Source organism: Microlunatus sp. YIM B11417 (genome assembly GCF_059617205.1).
This window is the reverse complement of record NZ_JCAMPJ010000003.1, coordinates 354,809-373,955: the sequence shown is the minus strand read 5'-3', so window position 1 is coordinate 373,955 and position 19,147 is coordinate 354,809. Positions and strand designations below refer to the sequence as shown.

13 protein-coding genes are annotated in these 19,147 nt (G+C 69.6%); 2 read left to right on the top strand and 11 right to left on the bottom strand.

Annotation, left to right across the window (positions count from 1 at the left end; all coding sequences use genetic code 11):
• Positions 1-22: 22 nt before the first annotated feature.
• From AC6CCG_RS16875 to AC6CCG_RS16850, 6 genes are all read right to left on the bottom strand, one after another.
• Entirely contained in the window at positions 23-892 is an 870-nt protein-coding gene (locus AC6CCG_RS16875; RefSeq protein ID WP_496655753.1) for a DUF559 domain-containing protein, read from the bottom strand.
• Between the two features lie 171 nt (positions 893-1,063).
• Positions 1,064-2,740, bottom strand: coding sequence for an NAD-binding protein (locus AC6CCG_RS16870; RefSeq protein ID WP_496655752.1), 1,677 nt, complete (start codon positions 2,738-2,740; stop codon positions 1,064-1,066).
• Positions 2,724-3,659, bottom strand: a complete 936-nt coding sequence (locus AC6CCG_RS16865; protein ID WP_496655751.1) for a T3SS (YopN, CesT) and YbjN peptide-binding chaperone 1 — start codon at positions 3,657-3,659, stop codon at positions 2,724-2,726. The genes AC6CCG_RS16870 and AC6CCG_RS16865 overlap by 17 nt, the downstream gene beginning before the upstream one ends.
• A 68-nt stretch (positions 3,660-3,727) precedes the next feature.
• Positions 3,728-4,675 (bottom strand): hydroxymethylglutaryl-CoA lyase, encoded by a 948-nt coding sequence (locus AC6CCG_RS16860; RefSeq protein ID WP_496655750.1) that lies wholly within the window; start codon positions 4,673-4,675, stop codon positions 3,728-3,730.
• Between the two features lie 115 nt (positions 4,676-4,790).
• The gene (locus AC6CCG_RS16855) at positions 4,791-5,732 is read right to left on the bottom strand and encodes an AEC family transporter (protein ID WP_496655749.1); all 942 of its coding nucleotides are present in this window, start codon (positions 5,730-5,732) and stop codon (positions 4,791-4,793) included.
• 43 nt (positions 5,733-5,775) lie between these two features.
• Complete coding sequence (locus AC6CCG_RS16850; RefSeq protein ID WP_496655748.1) at positions 5,776-7,047, bottom strand: nucleoside permease; 1,272 nt, start codon at positions 7,045-7,047, stop codon at positions 5,776-5,778.
• Positions 7,048-7,384: 337 nt separating this feature from the next.
• On the opposite strand from AC6CCG_RS16850, the gene AC6CCG_RS16845 reads away from it, so the two are divergent.
• Complete coding sequence (locus AC6CCG_RS16845) at positions 7,385-8,011, top strand: hypothetical protein (RefSeq protein ID WP_496655747.1); 627 nt, start codon at positions 7,385-7,387, stop codon at positions 8,009-8,011.
• Positions 8,012-8,107: 96 nt separating this feature from the next.
• On the opposite strand, the gene AC6CCG_RS16840 is transcribed toward AC6CCG_RS16845, so the two are convergent.
• Together AC6CCG_RS16840 and AC6CCG_RS16835 are read right to left on the bottom strand one after the other, a co-directional pair.
• Complete coding sequence (locus AC6CCG_RS16840) at positions 8,108-9,712, bottom strand: extracellular solute-binding protein (protein WP_496655746.1); 1,605 nt, start codon at positions 9,710-9,712, stop codon at positions 8,108-8,110.
• Between the two features lie 18 nt (positions 9,713-9,730).
• Positions 9,731-11,212, bottom strand: coding sequence for an extracellular solute-binding protein (locus AC6CCG_RS16835; protein ID WP_496655745.1), 1,482 nt, complete (start codon positions 11,210-11,212; stop codon positions 9,731-9,733).
• 349 nt (positions 11,213-11,561) lie between these two features.
• Between AC6CCG_RS16835 and AC6CCG_RS16830 the strand changes: the two genes are divergently transcribed.
• Positions 11,562-15,077 carry a hypothetical protein gene (locus AC6CCG_RS16830; RefSeq protein WP_496655744.1) on the top strand — a complete coding sequence of 1,172 codons (3,516 nt, stop codon included), beginning with the start codon at positions 11,562-11,564 and terminating at the stop codon, positions 15,075-15,077.
• Between the two features lie 76 nt (positions 15,078-15,153).
• On the opposite strand, the gene AC6CCG_RS16825 is transcribed toward AC6CCG_RS16830, so the two are convergent.
• The 3 genes from AC6CCG_RS16825 to AC6CCG_RS16815 form a co-directional block, all read right to left on the bottom strand.
• A complete protein-coding gene (locus tag AC6CCG_RS16825; protein ID WP_496655743.1) occupies positions 15,154-17,958 on the bottom strand; it encodes a vitamin B12-dependent ribonucleotide reductase in 2,805 nt (934 codons plus the stop codon).
• Positions 17,959-17,987: 29 nt separating this feature from the next.
• Positions 17,988-18,533 carry a transcriptional regulator NrdR gene (nrdR, locus tag AC6CCG_RS16820; protein ID WP_496655742.1) on the bottom strand — a complete coding sequence of 182 codons (546 nt, stop codon included), beginning with the start codon at positions 18,531-18,533 and terminating at the stop codon, positions 17,988-17,990.
• Between the two features lie 157 nt (positions 18,534-18,690).
• Entirely contained in the window at positions 18,691-19,137 is a 447-nt protein-coding gene (locus AC6CCG_RS16815) for a DUF2752 domain-containing protein (RefSeq protein WP_496655741.1), read from the bottom strand.
• Positions 19,138-19,147 lie beyond the last annotated feature (10 nt).

The window sequence follows — 19,147 nt, the reverse complement described above, 5'->3', positions numbered from 1 at the left end:
GATGCGAAGAGAAATCGTGACATCACGACCCGAGCACCCGACGTACCCGGTCGACGACCCAGCCCGACTCGAAGACCAGGTGGTCCCAGGTCAGGTGGAGCACGGTCCAACCGGCCGCGGCGAGCTCGGTCCACTTGCGCCGGTCCCGGTGGAACTGATCGCGGTTCTCGGCCCGGTGATAGGCGTAGCCGTCAACCTCGATGATCAACCGCGCGCGTTCGAAAACCACGTCGACCGGGTAGCGGTGTCCGGCGCAGGCGACCTCCACGTTGCCGGACCAGCCACGGAGGCCGGCGCTCCGGAGGATCCGGTGCAGCAGCCGCTCGGCCTCGGACCAGGGTGCGTTCCGGGAGTCCAGCAGCGCGGCGCGGCGCAGGCCGTTCCCGTTCCGCTTCGGGGTGAGTGCGAGCACCTGCCAGAGCTGGTCGACGGTGACGGTACCCGACCGAAGCGCCTCGTCGATGCCCCGATGCCCGGCCCAGACGACGAGGTCGAGGGCGGTGAGCGCCGGCACAGTGACCCAGCAACCACGATGGCGGGTGATCACCTCGACGGGCAGGCGTTCCTGGCTGACCCGGAACCCACGCGCCGGCGTCCGGCGCATCGGCCGGGACAGGGTGATCACCGGAACGGCGTAGCCCGACCAGCCGCTCAGCCAGGCAGCCGAGGGTCCAGTGAACACTGCCTCGGGCGCCCACAGCGACGCGGCCCGCACCCGGACCTCGGTCCGGTCGGCGTCGTCGGCAGCGCAGTAGATCCCGGGCAGCAAGGATCGGAGCTCGCCCTTGGCTGCCAGGCGGTGGATGGTCCTGCCCATCGGCCGGTGGTCGCGCAGCCTGATCGCGCCGCCGGCTTCGCGGAGAGCCCGCCGGATCTCGTCGCTGGTCGTCATCTGAGGAGCATCCGGCGTACCGGACGAACCGGCCCGGTTGTCCACAGGCGTAGGTGTTGTCCGTTCCCTGCAGGTGTCGACCCGGTGCGATGTCGGGATTCCTCTTGGCATCAGCCGCGGACTGCCGATGCCACGCGGCAATGGCCTGTCAGCAGAGAAATCGCGACAGGGTTACGCCGGCGAGTCGGGGTCCGTCGCGGGCGTGCCGTTCAGCTGCTTGGTGGTCAGCAGCAGCCGGGCCAGGCCGGCCCGGGTCGCCGCGACCGCGATCCGGTCGCCGGGCCGCAGCACGGGGTTGGTCAGCTGCCAGGTCCACGGGCGTCCGGCCGGCGCGTACGCCAGCACCCGCGACGAACCGCGCTCGGAGAGTGAGGCCAGGCGCCGGCCCGGTGCGTTCGAGCCGGGCTGGACGGTGACCTCGGTGAACAGCAGGACCCGGCGGCCGACCGGGAAGATCACCTCGCGGCGCCGGCCCAGCGCGGCCGACGCGAAGGCCGGCGCGGCGAGCATCGACACGCTCCGGGTCGGCCGCAGACCGAGCCGCCGCTCGATCCGGTCGGCCAGCTCGTGGTCGTACAGCCGGAGCACCACCCGGACCTCCGGGTTGGCCTCCTTCGCGACCAGCCCGATCTCCAGGTTGGCCGCGTCGTCGTCGGTCAGCGCCAGCACCGCATCGGCCCGGGAGATGCCGGCGGCCAGCTGCGCGGCCGCGTCGGTCGCCGGCGCGATGATCACCGGGATCTTCGCCTGCCGGGCCCACAGCACGCCCGGCGCACCTTCGTTGTGCTCGATCGCGACCACCGGCACCTGCCGCTCCCGCAGTCGGCCGGCGACCGAGGTGCCGATCCGGCCCAGGCCGCAGACCACGACGTGATGCCGCGGCCGGCCCCGGATGCCGCCGGTCAGCACCGCCAGCCGGGAGCTGATCATGGCGTCGACGATCACGGCCGTGATGCCCGAGGACAGGACCAGGCCGAACAGTTGGATCAGCACCGCCCCGAACCGGTAGCCGATGCTGAGGTCGTCCACCTCGAGCCCGGTGTCGGTCGACGCCGTCAGCGCCCGGTAGAGCGCGGTCACCCAGTCCGACCCGGCCAGGTGGAAGTAGAGCGTCGACAGCACGATCAAGATCACCAGGCCGAGCAGGACGATCCGGATCCGGCGGTCGAAGACGTACGCCATCGCACCGATCACCCCGGACCGGCGGACGCTGATGTCCCGGTCGCCCACCAGTTCGGTGCCGAGCACCACGTCGCCAGCGGACGGAAGGACGGCGTCGATCCCGTAGCCGGCGCTGTCGCCGAGCACCGCGAGCTCCGTACCGCCCACCTCGGAGCGCGGTCCCGCGACGACGAGGCGGCCGCCGATCTCGAACGTCCTGGTCGCCGCTGAGGCCAGCGCGGCCGCGACGAAGGCCGGTGCCGCGAGCTCGGCCGAGGACAGCACGACGTGCTCGCCGAACAGCGGGCCGAGCCGGGACCCGAGCTCGGGATTGTTGAGCTCGATGACCAACCGGACGGTCGGGTTCAGTTCCTCGATGGCGAGCGCGACCCGGATCGCGAACACGTCGTCGTCGCCGACGATCACCGCCGCCTTGGCCCGCTGGATGCCCGCCCGGCGCAGCTCGGCCGGCCGGACCTGCTGGCTCAGTTCGGCCTCGGCGCCGATCAGCTGCAGGTCGGCCACCACACCCGGGTCGGCGCTGCCGTGGACGATCACGATCACCCGCTCACCGGCCCGTTCCAGTTCCTCGGCGAGCCGGATCGTCGTACTGCTGGACCCGATGATCACCACATGGCCGGCCGCCCCCGCCGACGCCTGGTCGACCGGTTCAGCGAGGTTCGTCATGGTCGCCGAACGTGGTCCGCCCGCGCAGCCGGCTGGCCAGTTCGTCGTCGATCCCGTCCGCGACGTCCGACATGATCCGGACCGCCTGCCGCAGATGCGACGGTACGAACGGGCGGGCCGGGATCGACAGGCTGACGAACACCCGGTCCCGGATCAGCTGGAACTTCACCCAGCGCGCCTCGCTGTTGAGGTCGTTGAGCACCTCCGACGCGCGGGAGCGGCCGTCGACGTCGTGCACCACGGTGGCGAACACGATGATCTCGCGACCGTCGCCGGACGTGCGCAGGAACACCATCGTCGAGCCGACCCGGATCGCCACGTCGCCCTCGGCGTCGCGGATCGGCGGGTGGCCCAGCAGGTCGGTCAGCTCGGCGTCGATCAGTTCGTCCAGGTGTTCCCGGCTGCCCGGCAGCAGCGCGACCACCGACTCCGGCAGGTCGGCGACGTCGACCTCGGCGACCGGCCGGGAGGTGAGCACCTCGGCCAGCTGACTCGGCGCCAGGAAGACCGGGTGCTGCACCCCGTACACGTCCCGCAGCGCGCCGACCGCGAGCCGGCTGATCTCCTCGGACTCGTCCTGGGACCGGTCGGCCCAGAAGTTGCCCGAGCCGCCTGGCTCGGCCGACGGCGCGGACCAGCCGAGCTTCTCCATCGCGGCCAGTTGGTCGGGGTTGAGCTGGAACGTCTCGCCCAGGTTGGCGTTGCTGGCGGCCTCGGCGCGGATCTCCCGCGGCCGGGCGGCGTCGGTGGCGGAGGCGAAGCTGACGAACGGCGGCGGGCCGCCCGCGTCGGCCACCGTGCCGATGGTCAGATCCCCGGACTCGTCGATCATCGAGATCACCTCGGACAGCCGGTCCGTGAATTCCGCCCAGGCCTGTGCCGTGCTCCGATCGATGTCGAAGTCCTCGTAATCCGCCACTGTTCCCCACCTCCTCAGGCGAACCTATCCAATCAACCCGCGATGATCATCCGGCGGCCCGGGTCTTCTCAGGTGTCGCCGGCCGGCCCGGTCAGGGCGGTGACGACCCGGGACACCGGGGCTCGCCCCATCCGCTCCCCCAACCAGCGGCTGACCTGGGCCAATGCCGGCAGGTCGATCCCGGTGTCGTAACCGAGGCCGTGCAGCAGCCAGACCAGGTCCTCGGTGGCCAGATTGCCGGTGGCCGACTTCGCGAACGGGCAACCGCCGAGGCCGCCGGCCGACGCGTCGAACTCGGTGATCCCCTCGCGGAGGCCGGCGACCACGTTGGCCAACGCCTGCCCGTACGTGTCGTGGAAGTGCAACGCGATCCGGTCCCGGGCCACGCCGGTCCGGTCCACCGCGGCCAGCACGGCCGCGACCTGGCCCGCGGTGCCGACCCCGATCGTGTCGCCGAGGCTGAACCGCTGCACGCCGAGCTCGGCCAGCCGGCCCACCACGTCGGCGACCGCGGCCGGCTCGACCGCACCCTCCCACGGGTCGCCGAAGCACATCGAGACGTACCCTCGCACGCCGAGGCCGTCGGCCCGGGCCCGCCGCACCACCGGCGCGGCCAACTCGATCGCGCCCTCCAGCGTGGTGCCGAGGTTCTCCGCGGCGAACCGCTCGGTGGCGCTGACGAACACCGCGACGTCCCGGGCACCGGCCGCGACGGCCCGGTCCAGGCCGCGCTCGTTCGGCACCAGCACCGGATAGCGCAGGCCCGGCTCGGCCAGGTCGAGCGCCGTCAGCACCTCGTCCGCGTCGGCCAGTTGCGGCACCCGCTGCGGCGACACGAAGCTGGTCGCCTCGATGGTCCGCAGCCCGCAGCCGGCCAGCCGCCGGATGAACTCGATCTTGGTCGCCGGGTCCACCAGGACCTGCTCCGCCTGCAGCCCGTCCCGCGGGCCGACCTCGTAGACACTGACCCGGTCGGGCAGCCCGGCCATCGGGTACGGGGACGGGAACTCGGTCATGGCCGGGACACTACCGCCGGACGTGCGAGCAGAAGCCCGAACGCTCCCTGAGCTTGTCGAAGGGCAGACCACACCGGGCTTGGCCCTTCGACAAGCTCAGGGAACGTTGTGGAGGTCAGCCGAGCACGGCGGCGACGATGGCGATCAGCGGGATCGAGCCCAGCGTGGACAGGAAGATCGTGTCCCGGGCCAGGACGATCCCGCGGTCGAACCGGACGGCATGGGTGAACACGTTCTGAGCCGTCGGCAGGCCGGCGATCACGGTCACCGCGAGCACGCCGAGCGGGTCCAGGCCCACCACGAACTTGGCCAGCAGGAACCCGATCAGCGGCTGCACGATCAGCTTGAGGCCGACCAGGGTGCCGATCTGGACCGGTGGCTCGCCACGGCCGGGCAGCGGGCCGAGCCGCAGCGAGATGCCGTACGCGAGCAGCATGGCCGGCACCGCCATCCCGCCGACCAGGTGCAGCGGGTCGTTGATCACCCGGGGCAGTTCGAAGCCGGTCACCGACAGGATCAGCCCGATCAGCGAGGCGATCATCAGCGGGTTCCGGAACGGCTGCCCGACCAGCCGCAAGAGCCGCCGGCGCCGGGACTGGTCGGCCTCCTCGGGTCGGGTGGTGAGGTCCAGCACCGCGATCCCGATCGGCTGCAGCACGAGCAGCTGGACCAGCAGCATCGGCGCGATCAGGGAGGCGTCGCCGAGGGCGTACGCAGCGATCGGCAGGCCCAGGTTGCCGGCGTTGACGTACGCGGCGGAGAAGATGCCGATCACGGTCTCGGCCCCGCTGCGCCGCCAGACCACCCGGAGCAGGATCAGCGCCAGCACGGTGGTGACCACCACGCTGCCGATCGACGCCATCAGGTTGGCCGAGAACAGGGTGCTCACGTCGGTGCCGCCGAGCACCGTGATCATCAGTGCGGGACTGGCCACGAAGAAGGCGATCCGGGACAGCAGCACCTGCCCGGACAGGTCGACGATCTTGAAGTGGGCCAAGCCGACGCCGAGGACGATGACCACGATGATCGTGACAAAGCCCTCGAGGACTCCCAGCACTTTCCACTCCTGACCCGGTGTTCGGAACCGGGTCAAGTGTCTCCTATGCCGTGCCGGCGCCTTCCTTCGAGTCCCGGAACAGCAGCCAGAACCCGATCAGGACGACGGCCGCGATCGCCGCCGGGATGATCCACACCTGGAGCCAGTTGTGGGACGCCTCGCCGGTCGCGAACGCGTCCACGATCGGGCCGGAGATCAAGGAACCGATCAAGAGCCCGACGCCGTACGTGGCGAGGGTGATCAAGCCCTGCGCCGAGGCCCGCAGCCCGGGACCGGCGAACCGGTCGGTGTAGACCTGGCCGGCCACGAAGAAGAAGTCGTAGCAGACACCGTGCAGCAGCAGGCCGACCACGATCATCCAGAACAGGGCACCCTGGTCGCCGAACCCGAACAGGACGTAGCGCAGCGCCCAGGCCGCCATGCCGATCGCCAATGTGATCTTGACCCCGAGTCGCTTCAGCAGGAACGGCATCACCAGCAGGAACGCGACCTCGCTCATCTGGCCGATCGTCTGCAACCCGGCGGCGCCCTGGATTCCGATCTCGTTGAGGTACAGGTTGGTGAAGTTGTAGTAGAAGGCCAGCGGGATACAGATCGCGATGGACGACACGAAGAACACCGCGAAGGTGCGATTCTTCAACAGCGCAAGGGCATCCAGGCCGAGAACATCGCGAACGGTCCGCTTCTCGCCGCGGCCCTCCGGCGGCGTGTGCGGCAGGGTGAAGCAGTAGATGCCGAGCAGGATCGCCATGATCGACGCCATCTTGAAGGTGAGGTCCAGGCTCTTCGTCGACTCCCAGGCGAGGAAGCCGATCAGCAGCCCGGCGATGATCCAGCCGATCGTGCCGAACACCCGGATCGCCGGGAACTGCGTCTCCGGACTGCGCAGTTGCCGGAACGCGACAGTGTTGGCCAGGGCCAGCGTCGGCATGAACAAGATCATGTAGATCAAGATCACCACGAAGAACGGGCCGAAGTCGGTGATCAAGGACGCGACCCAGAGCAGTACGCCGCCGGCCAGGTGCAGCACGCCGAGAATCCGCTGCGCCGGGAAGAACTGGTCGGCGATCAGGCCGACGATGAACGGCGCCAGCACCGCCCCGAGGGACTGGGTGAGGAAGGCGAGCGCGATCTCCGCCCCCGACGCGCCCATCTGCTGGGTGAGGAACGTGCCCAAGGTGACGAACCAGGCGCCCCAGACGAAGAACTCGCCCAGCATCAGCCCGGACAGCCGGATCCGGATCCCCACGGGCAGTCGACTCCCCCGGCCGGTGTCCCCCAGCTTCGGTACCTCGATCTCCTCCGCACCCGTCATGATCAAGCCCCTCTCGCAGCACCGCGATGATCTTGTGACTTGGGTCTCATCGTACCGGGAAGTTGCCTCCGGGAACGGACCTGACGGCAGGTCTGTTGAACCGGAATGTGCCCCAGATCACGTCCGGTTCGCGTCAAAGGGCGTCCCACCAGGTGTCTAGATCCATGAAGCGGGGCAACGGGCACTCACTCGGCCCGGGCTGCGGGCCCTGCTTCACCCAGGCGGCACTCATCGACGGAGGTGAGCGGACGGACGATCCGGCCTGCACGGCGGACCCGTTCGCCGATCCGGATCGGCGGGCCGGCAGAGCGGAACCCCAGATAGGCAGGACAGCGAAATGTTGACGGAATCACGGCGCGACGAGTCGTTCCAGGCTTGGATCCTGGGCCGCATGTTGACCCGGCGCACCGACGTCGAGGTCGAGCTCGTCTACCGCGGTCCCGGCCGCAGCTGGCGGAACGGGTGGCACGTCCGCTGGAACAACGGCCCCACCGAGCTGAGCATGCGCAAGTTCAGTTCCGACCTCGTCGCCCGGTCCTCGGCGATCGGCCTGGGTACGCTCCGCCACGACCGCACCCCGCGCGGCGCCGCCGCGGCCGCGGCCTGGCTGACCTGGGTGTCCGCCCTCCCCGAGACCGCCGCGCCTCAGCTCGGCCGCTTCCTGCACACCACCGAGGACGCCTTCGACTGCACCGAGTATCCGGAGTTCACCGATCCGGTCACGGCGAGGCGAGCCGAGGTCCTGGCCGCCATGCCGACCTCGGACCTGTCCGGCTTCGGGATCCCGGAAGCAGCCGTCGCGGCCGCCCGCAACGGTGTCCCGGCGCTGCTGGCGCTCCTTGATCAACGCCTCGATCAACGAACGGCCGAGCGGCCCGGCCTCGCCCCCGCGATCGACCTCGCCACCGAACGGTCCCGGCGGCGCGCCCGACGCTACGACCGGCCGTCGCGAGTGCGCGTCTAGGGCGTACGCGCACTGAGCCTGTCGACGTGCCGAGCCAGGCCGACCCTTCGACAGGCTCAGGGAACGTGCAGGTGTAGCCGCGGACGGACGCCCGGATCACCTTTTCTGCAAGGCTTCCTGATACTCCTGGCGCTGCTGGTCGCCGGTCTCGCTGCGCCAGCGGCCGACCTGGGCGTCCCAGTCGGCGACCGTCTTCCGGCCGACGACGATCTCCTTGATCAGGTCGTTCATCGCCGTAGCGGCCGTGGCGCCGGAGGACGCGGCCGCGTCGGAGTAGAGCCCGAGTACCGGGTTGGTGACCCCCTTGGGCAGGATCTCCTTCAGGTAGGCGTACTGCTTCCGGACGATCTCCTCGTTCTTCGGCGTGTAGAGCACCGAGGATCCCTGGCTGCCCACATAGCCGATCCCGGGCGGCACGTCGGTGTCGGTGGCCGGCAACCGGACCGGATCCGCACCCTCGCGCTTGAAGTGCTTGCCCTCGAGGCCGTACGCCAGCAGGAACTGCTCCTCGGTCCCGAACGGGGAGGCCAGGAAGTCGCAGAACCGCAGCAGTTCCTTGACCCGCTCGTCACTGCCCTTCTTGATCGCCACGTACGCGCCGTAGCCCGCGACGCCGAGGTGCTTCACGGCAGGGCCGCCGCCCTCCCACTTCGGCAGGGTCATCGCGCCGACGTTCCAGGCCGGGTACTGCCGGACGAAGCCGCCCCAGCCGGTGAACGCCTGCAGGTAGATCGAGGTCCGGCCGCTCTGCCACCAGGTCACATTGCCGGAGCCGACCGAGTTGGAGTCCGGATGCAGGTAGTTCTTCCGGTACATCTGGGCGACCTGGTCGAGCGCGTCCTTCATCACCGGCAGTTCGTAGACGTGGGTCAGGGTGCCGCCCTCGTTCTGCCACTGGTTCGGCGCGCCCATCATCTCCAGCATGGCCGGCACCATCCAGCCGGACGGGTCGGCACCCATCGCGTAGACGGAGTTGCGCGCGTCGGTGACCTGCTCGCACAGATCCAGGAAGTCCTGGCCGTCGCGCAGGTCGGGCGTCTCGGTGATGCCCGCCTTGGCGAACATGTCGCCCCGGTAGGTGGCGATGGTGCCGGCCGGCGGCCGCGGCTGCGCGATCCCCCAGATCTTGCCGTTGACCTGGCCGATCTTCCAGGTCTCGGTCGGGATCGCGGCCAGGCCGGGATACTCCTTGATCGCGTCGCCGGCCAGATAGGGCGTGAGGTCGGTGAAGTACTTGTCCAGCACACCGGGCAGCCCCGGCACGCCGACGATCTGCACCAGATCCGGTACGTCGCCGCCGGCCAGGGTCACCTGGAGCTTGGCCTGGTAGTCGGCCGAGAGGGTGCCGGTCACGTCGAACGTGAAGCCGGACACCTCCTCGATCTTCTGCCACCAGGGATTGCTGCTCTTCGGGGCGATGGTGGCGCCCGTCTGGAGCAGGGACGTGATCGGCGCGGAGACGCCCTGCGCCGGGAAGCCGTCCCGCTTCACCGGCTCGGGATAGGAGAAGTAGCCGGGCGGCACTCCCCCGTCGACCTCCGGCAGGTCCGGTTTCACCGTGAACGGCACCCGGGTCGGCAACTCGCCGCTGCCTGCCTGTCGACTGCTGGGCTGTCCGGACTGGTCGGTACATCCCGCCAACCCGGCGGCGACTGCCGCCGCGGTGACCGAGGTGCCGACCAGAAATCCGCGCCGATCCACATCCGCTCCTTGGTTTGTCTACTTCTTCTGCAGGGCTTCCTGATATTCCGTGCGCTGTTGGTCACCGCTCTGGCTGCGCCAGCGGTCCACCTGGGCGTCCCAGTCCGACACCTGCTTGCGGCCGATCACGATCTCGTCGATCGTCGCCTGGACCTCGGTCGCGGCGGCGGCACCGGACGTCACGGCGGCCTCGGAGTAGAGCCCGAGGACCGGGTTCTGGATCCCGCCGGGCAGTACGTTCTTCAGGTAGTCGTACTGCTTCTGCACGATCGACTTGCTGTTCGGCGTGTAGATCACGGCGGAGCTCTGGCCGCCGATGTAGCCGATGCCCGGCGGGATGTCGGTCGTCGCCGCGGGCAGCGCGACCGGATCGCCGCCACCCTCCCGCTTGAAGTCGGTGCCCTCGATCCCGAAGCTGATCAAGAACTGCTCCTCGGTACCGAACGGCGAGGCCATGTAGTCGCAGAACTTCAGCAGTTCCTTGACCCGTTCCTCACTGCCCTTCTTGATCGCGACATACGCCCCGTAACCGGCGACGCTCATCTGCTTGGGAGCCAGACCGCCGCCTTCCCACTTGGGCAGGGTCAGGACGTCGAGATTCCAACTGGGATTCAACTTCGCATAGCTGCTCCAGCCCGCGAACGACTGGATGTAGATCGAGGTACGGCCACTCTGCCACCAGGTGTAGTTCTCCGCACCGGCCGCGGCCGAGTCGGGATGCAGGTAGCCCTTCTTGAACATCTGCGCGACCTGGTCGAGGGCGTCCTTCATCACCTCGGTCTCCCAGACGTAGGTGAGCTTGCCACCCTCGTCCTGCCACTGGTTCGGCGCGCCCATCATCTCCAGCATGCTCGGCACCATCCAGCCGGCCGGACGGGCGCCCATTGCGTAGATCGAGTTCTTCGCGTCGGTGACCTGGGCACACAGATCCAGGAAATCCTGGCCGTCGCGCAGTTCCGGCGTCTCGTTGATGCCGAACTTGGCGAACAGGTCGGCCCGGTAGCTCGGGATGTTCCCGACCGGCGGCCGCGGCTGCGCGATGCCCCAGATCTTGCCGTTGACCTGACCGATCTTCCAGGTGTCGGTCGGGATCGAGGCCAGGCCGGGATACTCCTTGATCGCGTCGCCGGCCAGGTAAGGCGTCAGGTCCGCGAAGTACTTGTCCAGCACCCCCGGCAGACCGGGGACGTTGACGATCTGGACCAGGTCCGGCACGTCGCCGCCGGCCAGCGTCACCTGGAACTTGGCGGTGTAGTCGGCCGAGACGACGCTGGCAATGTTGAAGTTGAACCCGGAGGACTCCTCCAGCTTCTTCCACCACGCGTTGCTGTCCCGTGGGGTGACGGCCGCGTTGCCCTGCAGTAGGGCGGTGATCGGCCCGGAGGCTCCCTGGTGCGGAAAGCCCTCGCGCTTGACCGGTTTGGCCGGGTAGGCGAAATAGGCGGCCGGCACGCCGCCGTCAATCTCCGGGAGGTCCGGCTTCACGGACTCGAACGGCACCCGGGTCGGCAGCTCACCACTTCCGGCTTCACGGCTGCTGGACTGTCCGGTCTGGTCGCTGCACCCGGACAGACCGACAGCGACAGCCGCGGCGGTCAGTGATGTGCCGAAAAGAAATCCACGTCGATCCATTTCAGCTCCTTCCTGTTTGACACCTACATCGTGCGCACGCTATTGCAATCGATTGCAACTTTGCAAGAGTTGAAGCGCGTCCATCCCCGGAGCACCTGGGCTGGGTGTGGATAAGACTAGCCCCTTTAGCTAGTTAAGTGTGTCCAAATATTGTTACAGTGAGGCGACGACGCGGTCGCGATCACCGACACCGGGCCGCCGAGACCCGAGGACATCGATGCGCTCCCAGCCCCGTTGGGCCGACCTCAACCGCGCCTTCCCGCTCCCCTTGACCGAGATCGCCGATGTGGCGAGCCCCGACGCGTTCGGTCTGGTCGACCGAGACGGAACGGCGTTCCAGATCAGCTGCCCGGACTCCCCGGCGGGCCTGGCCGCCGGCCGCCGGCTCGCCGAACGCCTCGGCGCGGCCGCTCGCTCCGCCGGTCTGCCCGACACGGTCCCCGAACCGGTCCCGGCGAGCTGGCCCGAGGGTGCGGTACGGACTCCGCGGGCTCGGCCCGGCAGGCCGGCAGCTTCGGTGCTGATCATGATCGGCAACGTGGACAGCAACGCGGAGCTGGCCGGGCTCTACCACGCGATGTGCGTCCCGGTCGATCCCACCTTCCCCGGCCCGGGTGGCGTCTATCTGCGCACCTTCGCTGATCCGTGGGGCGATGGGGCGGACGCCGTGATCATCGGCGTCAGCGACGAGGACGACCTGGACACGGCCCTCGACCAGTTCGAGCCGTACCTGATCGTCGAGGACGGCCGGGTCGCCCTGGGCCGGCTGCACCAGGTGGTCATCCCGGACGCGTACCGCCGGCGGAATCCTCAGCTGTCACCGGACCACGAGGGCGACGGTTTCGGCACCGCGGAGTTCCGGTCGGCGGCGATCCAGGCCCACCGGACCAGGGCTCATCGCGGCATGACGCCGTACCTGAACCATCTCGCGCTGATGTACCAGCTCACCGGCGATCCGGGGTTCACCGAGCGCTATCTGACGATCTTCACCGACATGATCACCGAGACCGCGGACTGGCAGCCCGACCAGTGGGGACGCTGGGGCTTCGACGCCGACTTCGCCGCGGTCGGCATGATCGCCGGCTGGCACGCGATCAAGGATTCCCCCACGTTCACCGCCGAGGACCGGCGGCAGCTGACCGCGCACCTGCTCGCGTACCTCGGCAACAGCGAGGAGCAGTGGGTGATGCACCGGGCGACGGCCAGCCATCCGGCCCGGCACAACCACTTCACGTTCGCCGCGCTGGGACTGCTGTTCGGCGCGATCATGATCGCCGGGAAGCACGATCCGGACCGGGCCGAGCGTTGGCTGGCGATGGCCGACGAGTGCTTCGCGCCGCAGCTCACGGCGACCAAACCGACCGAGGACTGCGACAGCTACGGCTGGCTGACCCTGGCCCATACGCTGCGGTACGCCCTCGTCCGGCCCTGGCCGGACTACGTCGAGGACGGCTGGTGCCGGGCCACCCTGGACCGGGGGATCACCGCGATGGACAACCTCGGCCACCAGGTGCCGCACGGCGATGCGTCCCGCTACGACGGGAACTACGCCGAGCTCGGCTTCTGGACTCCGGCCGCCTGGCTGCTGCAGGACCCGGCGGTGAAATCGCTGGTGGCACGGAAGCTCGGCTCCCGGCCGGTACCGGAGGCGCTCGGGATCGCGCCGATCGGGCACGACTACGGCTCGGCGGGCTGGCGCCGCGACGACACCCTGCTGACCGTGGCCCCGATCGACGTCCGGCCGCTGGATCCCGCGTTCGTGGCCAGCGTGAAGCTGCCGGCGCCGGTCGACGGCTTCGACAAGCTGGCGCTGCGGGACGGGATCGGCGAGGAGGACCGTTACCTGCTGCTGGACGGCGTCGGGGTCGGCGGGCACGGTCATGTCGACGCCGGCGCGATCGTCCGGCTCACGTCCCGGCGGCGGCTTTGGCTGGAGGACGCCGACTACGACAAGATCTCGGCGAACTTCCACAACACCGTGTTGATCTTCCGCGACGGCGAGACCTCGTCCCGGCCGCCGTACGCGAGCCTGCGCTGGCAGTTCCAAGATCAGCGAGCGGCCATGGCCACGGTCGCCCTGGCCGGCGTGTCCGGGTGCGACTGGACCCGCTCGGTGATCTTGCTGTCCGGACTGGGCTTCCTGGTCGTCGACACGGTCACCGCCGACGCGGCCGGACCGATCGAGGCGCACAGTCTGTGGCGGACCGTCGGCCGCGCGGAGCACGCCGGGGACACATGGACCATGATCATGGGCGAGGAGCGGCTGCGGTTGATCACCGCGCCGCCGGCCGGCGACTGGCGGACCGAGCAGGCCGCGGAGCCGTACCGCCGGACCAATTGGCCCGACTACCCCTACGCCGAGTCCGCGGTGTCGGTGCTGCGCCAGGTGTCCGCGGCGGACTACCGGGCCGGCGAGTCCCGGACCACCGTGCACCTGCTCGCCGACGGTTCCGGCGAGGCGCAGCTGACCCGGTCCGGGGACTCCGTCCGGGTGACCCTCGGAGGCCGAGCCCTCGACCTCGACCTGGCCGCGCTCGCAGCGGGCCACGGCCCCCGCGTGATCACCGACGCCCAGCCCTCCCGCCCCGGGCCAGCCCCTTCGCTCCCCGAGCCAGCCCCTTCGCTCCCCGAGCCAACCCCTTCGCTCCCTGAGCCTGTCGAAGGGCAGGCCCCAGCGCACCCCGAGCCCGTCGAAGGGCAGGCCCCAACCCGCCCCGAGCCCGACTGGGCGATCGAGCACCCGGCCACCGCCACCTTGATCACCGACCTGGCCGGCGACGGCACCGACCGACTGCTGCTCGGCGACGCGACCGGGGTTTCCTGCTACCGGGACGATCACCTGCTCTGGCGCGCCGACACCGCGGCCCCGGTCACGGCCCTCGGCCGCGGCGGCGGGCCGGACGGCAGCGGCATCGTCGTCGGTCAGGCCGACGGCCGGCTCACGGTGCTGGACGCCGCCGGCGAGCCGCTCTGGCAGCAGCGCTTCCAGCCGCACATGGGCCATCCGGCGACGGTCCGGGCAGCGTTCTCCGCCCGGCTCGACCCGGACGGCCCGCCGTCGGTGATCATCGCGACCGAGAGCTGCCACATCGAGGCCTTCACCGCCGGCGGCGACTTCCGCTGGCGCTACGAGGTGATCCACGCGGCCTCGGCAGCCGGTGCGGCCGACCTGGACGGCGACGGCCTGGACGAGATCATCGCCGCCACCGAGTACTGGACCTGGCACGCGATCCGGCCGGACGGCACCGCCCTGTTCCGGACCCGCGGAGTGGAGAGCTCGGGCGGATCGGCCGTCGCTGCCGTACCGGATCCCGACGGCACCGGACGGCTGGCCGTGTTCGGCGGCTGGGACGGACACCTGACCGCCCACCGGCCGGACGGCGAACGCGCCTGGGACCGAGCCTTCGGTGACGTGATCACGACCATGATCAGGGACGGCGATGACCTCGTCGTCGGCACCCGAGCCGGCCTGCTCTACCGGGTCGCACCCGACGGCGGCGTGCGCTGGCGGCATCCGGTCGGCGCCGAGGTGATCACCGCCACCGGCTGCGCCGGAACGATCATGGTCGGCACCGCCTCGGCCCTGCTGCGCCTCGATCCGACCGGGGTCAGGCTCGACGCCCTGCCCTGGCCCGGCCGGATCGTCGGGCTCGCTCCGTACCGCAGCGCTGCCGGCCCCGGACTCTGGCTCCACGAGGCCGCCGGCCGGCACACCTGGCTGCCCCTCGACTGACCGCCGGCCGGGCTGGGTTCACGTCGGCGACGGCCATCACGGCAAGCCCTGTTCCGGGCGCGGTTCCTTCTGCGGGTCAGCTGCAGCCGCTGGTGGAGCCGCAGCCCTCGCAGACGTAGCAGCTGCCGCTCGGGCGCATCTTCGTCCCGCAGCTGAAGCAGAGCGGGGCGTCGACGCTGGTGCCGGAGATCGACTCGACGAGTTCGGCCGTGGTGTGCACCGACGGGTCGGCCGGGGTCGCGGCCGGCTCGGCCTCGCTGTCGGAACTCTTCAGCGACTCGGATTCGCTGACCGAGTCGTCGGCCGGGAGGTAGGAGCCGGTCTCGACCTGGCGGGCGCGCTCCTCGGCGGTGTAGATGCCGAGCTCGGCCCGGGCCTCGAACGAAAGATGATCAAGGGCGAGCCGCCGGAAGATGTAGTCCATGATCGACTGCGCCATCCGGATGTCCTTGTCGTCGGTCAGACCGGCCGGCTCGAACTTCAGGTTGGTGAACTTCTGGATGAATGTCTCCAGCGGCACCCCGTACTGCAGGCCGATCGAGACGGCGATCGAGAACGCGTCCATCACGCCGGCCAGGGTCGAGCCCTGCTTGCCGAGCTTGAGGAACACCTCGCCGAGTCCGTCGTCCGGGTACGAGCCGGAGGTCATGTAGCCCTCCGCGCCGCCGACCGAGAAGGACGTGGTCAGGCTCGGCCGGGTCTTCGGCAGCCGCTTCCGGATCGGCCGGTACTCGATCGTCGTCGCGTCCTTCGGCGCGTCCTTCTGCTTCGCCTTGCCGTCGCTGAGCGGCTGGCCGACCTTGCAGTTGTCCCGGTAGACGGCGAGCGCCTTCAGGCCGAGCTTCCAACCCTGCAAGTAGACCTCGGCGATCTCGTCGACCGTCGCCGTCTCGGGCAGGTTCACCGTCTTGGAGATCGCGCCGGACAGGAACGGCTGCACCGCGGCCATCATCCGGACGTGCCCCATCGGCTTGATCGCCCGCTCGCCCATCGCCGTGTCGAAGACCTCGTAATGCTCCGTCCGCAGGCCGGGCGCGTCGACCACGTGGCCGTGCTCGGCGATGTATTCGACGATCGCCTCGGCCGTCTCGTCGGCGTAGCCGAGCCTGCGCAGCGCCCGCGGGATGGTCTGGTTGACGATCTGCAGCGAGCCGCCACCGACCAGCTTCTTGAACTTGACCAGCGAGAAGTCCGGCTCGATGCCGGTCGTGTCGCAGTCCATCATGAAGCTGATCGTGCCGGTCGGTGCCAGCACGCTCGCCTGTGCGTTGCGGAAGCCGTTGGCCTCGCCGGACTTGATCACCGCGTCCCAGGCGGCCGTCGCCCGCTTCTGCACGGCGGCGTCCAGTGCTCCGACCGGACGCAACGCATCGTTGGCAGCCTGGTGCTTGCGCATCACCCGGCGGTGCGCCTCGGCGTTCCGGCTGAAGCCCGCGTACGGCCCGACCGCGCCAGCCAGCTCGGCCGAGCGGTGGTACGAGGCGCCGGTCATCAGCGACGTGATCGCCGCGGCGAGGGCCCGGCCGCCCTCGGTGTCGTACCCGTGACCGGTGGCCATCAACAGCGCGCCCAGGTTGGCGTACCCGATGCCGAGCTGGCGGAAGTCCCGGGTGGTCTGGCCGATCGCCTCGGTCGGGAAGTCCGCGAAGCAGATCGAGATGTCCATCGCGGTGATGATCAACTCGACGGCCTGCTCGAACCGCTCGGCGTCGAAGCTGCCGTCCTCGGCCAGGAACTTCAGCAGATTGAGGCTCGCGAGATTGCAGCTGCTGTTGTCCAGGCTCATGTATTCCGAGCAAGGGTTCGAGGCGTTGATCCGGCCGGATTCCGGGTTGGTGTGCCAGTCGTTGATCGTGTCGTCGTACTGCAGCCCCGGATCGGCGCACTCCCACGCCGCCTTGGCGATCTTGCCGAACAACTCCCGCGCGTCCACGGTGTCGACGACGCGGCCGTCGGTGCGGGCGCGCAGGCCGAACTCCGTACCGTCGTCGACGGCGCGCATGAACTCGTCGGTGACCCGGACCGAGTTGTTGGCGTTCTGGTACTGCACGGAGCTGATGTCGCGGCCGCCGAGGTCCATGTCGAAGCCGGCCTCGCGGAGCGCGCGGATCTTCTCCTCCTCGCGCGCCTTGGCCTCGACGAACTCCTCGATGTCGGGATGGTCGACATCGAGGACGACCATCTTCGCGGCCCGCCGGGTGGCGCCGCCGGACTTGATCGTCCCGGCGCTCGCGTCGGCCCCGCGCATGAACGAGACCGGGCCCGAGGCCGTACCGCCGGAGCTGAGCAGTTCCTTGCTGGACCGGATCCGGGACAGGTTGACCCCGGCACCGGAGCCGCCCTTGAAGATCAGGCCCTCCTCGCGGTACCAGTTCAAGATCGAATTCATCGTGTCGTCGACCGACAGGATGAAACAGGCGCTGACCTGTTGCGGCGCCGGCGTCCCGACGTTGAACCAGACCGGCGAGTTGAACGAGAAGTACTGGTGCAGCAGCAGCCAGGTCAGCTCGTGCTCGAACGCCTCGGCATCGCCCGGGGTGGCGAAGTAGCCGTACTGCTCACCGGCCCGGCGGTACGTGCGCACCACCCGGTCGATCAGCTGACGCAGGCTCCGCTCCCGGTTCGCCGAGCCCAGGGCGCCGCGGAAGTACTTGGTCGCGACGATGGTGGCCGCGTTGGCGCTCCAGAAGTCGGGGAACTCGGTCCCCTGCTGCTCGAAGATCGCCTCGCCGGTCTTCCAGTTGGTCTGGACGATGTCCCGGCTCTCCCAGGTGACCTCCGCGTACGGGTGCACGCCGGGTGTGCTGAACACCCGATCGATCCGCAGCCCCCGCGGCGCCGCCCCGGCGCCGTCGGGGATCGACTGTGTGCGCTCCGTCATGCCTGTGCGTTCCTCTCGATCGTGCTCCCTCAGGAGTTGGTCCGTCCCGGGGTGAGCTTGTGGGGAGTGAAGTTACTGACCTTGTTGTCGGCGACCTCATCCGGGATCAGCGGTTCGATGCCGAGCGGCTCGGACTCGATCCGCAGCATCGCGATCTCGGTCTCGAAGTCCTCCAGCGAGTGGTACTGCTTGTAGACGCTGGCGAAGCGGAGGTACGCCACCTGATCCAGCTCCCGGAGCGGACCGAGGATGGCCACGCCGACCTCGTCCGCCGGGATCTCGGACTGCCCGCAGGCGCGCAGCGTGTCCTCGACGACCTGGCCGAGCCGGGCCAGCTGGGTTTCGTCGACCGGCCGCCCCTTGCAGGCCTTACGAACCCCGGAAACGACCTTGTCCCGATTGAACGGCTCGACGACGCCACTCCGCTTCACGATGACGAGCTGCATCTGCTCGATCGTGGTGAAGCGGCGCGAGCAGGACGGGCACTGGCGGCGACGACGGATGCTGCAGCCGTCCTCCGCGGTGCGCGAGTCCAAGACTTTCGAGTCGGTGTGTCGGCAGTACGGGCAGTGCATTGGGTTGTCCTCTCCCCGGGACCCGACTACCACTATCTGTGGGCCGTGGTCCGTCCCCTGACTACTACATCTAGACCCTATGGCTCACATGAGCGACACGCAAGGGATCTTCGGGAGGAAATGACAAGGAAGTGATTCGGGGTCTGGTATGGCCCGGTCAGAGCAGATTGCGCAGCAGCAGGTACGCCACCGAGACGATCAGGCCGGCGATCAGCCAGCGGGTCGCCGTCATCCGGCGGAGCAGGGGTGCGAGTCTGGCCGGCGGCCGGACCTTCGGGCCGCCGAGGGCCTCGACGATCCACAGCACACCGACCACGGTGAGGCCGATCAGGCCGAGGAAGATCAGCGGGTTGTACGCGAACGCGGCCGCCAGGTCGCCGTGCAGCAGGGCGCTGCCGAGCCGAGTGCCGCCGCAGAGCGGGCACTCCCAGCCGGTCAGCGAGCGGAGCGGGCACGGGATGCCCTGGCCGGTCGTGGCGTAGAGCGCGCTCAGCGCGACCCCGCCGCCGAAGAAGCCGGCCAGATACTTCAGCCCGGTCGTCGCCCGGAACGGCTGCGCCGCCGCAGCGGGGGCGGCGGTACGACTAGCTCCAGGTCCGACCATGCCGCCCATT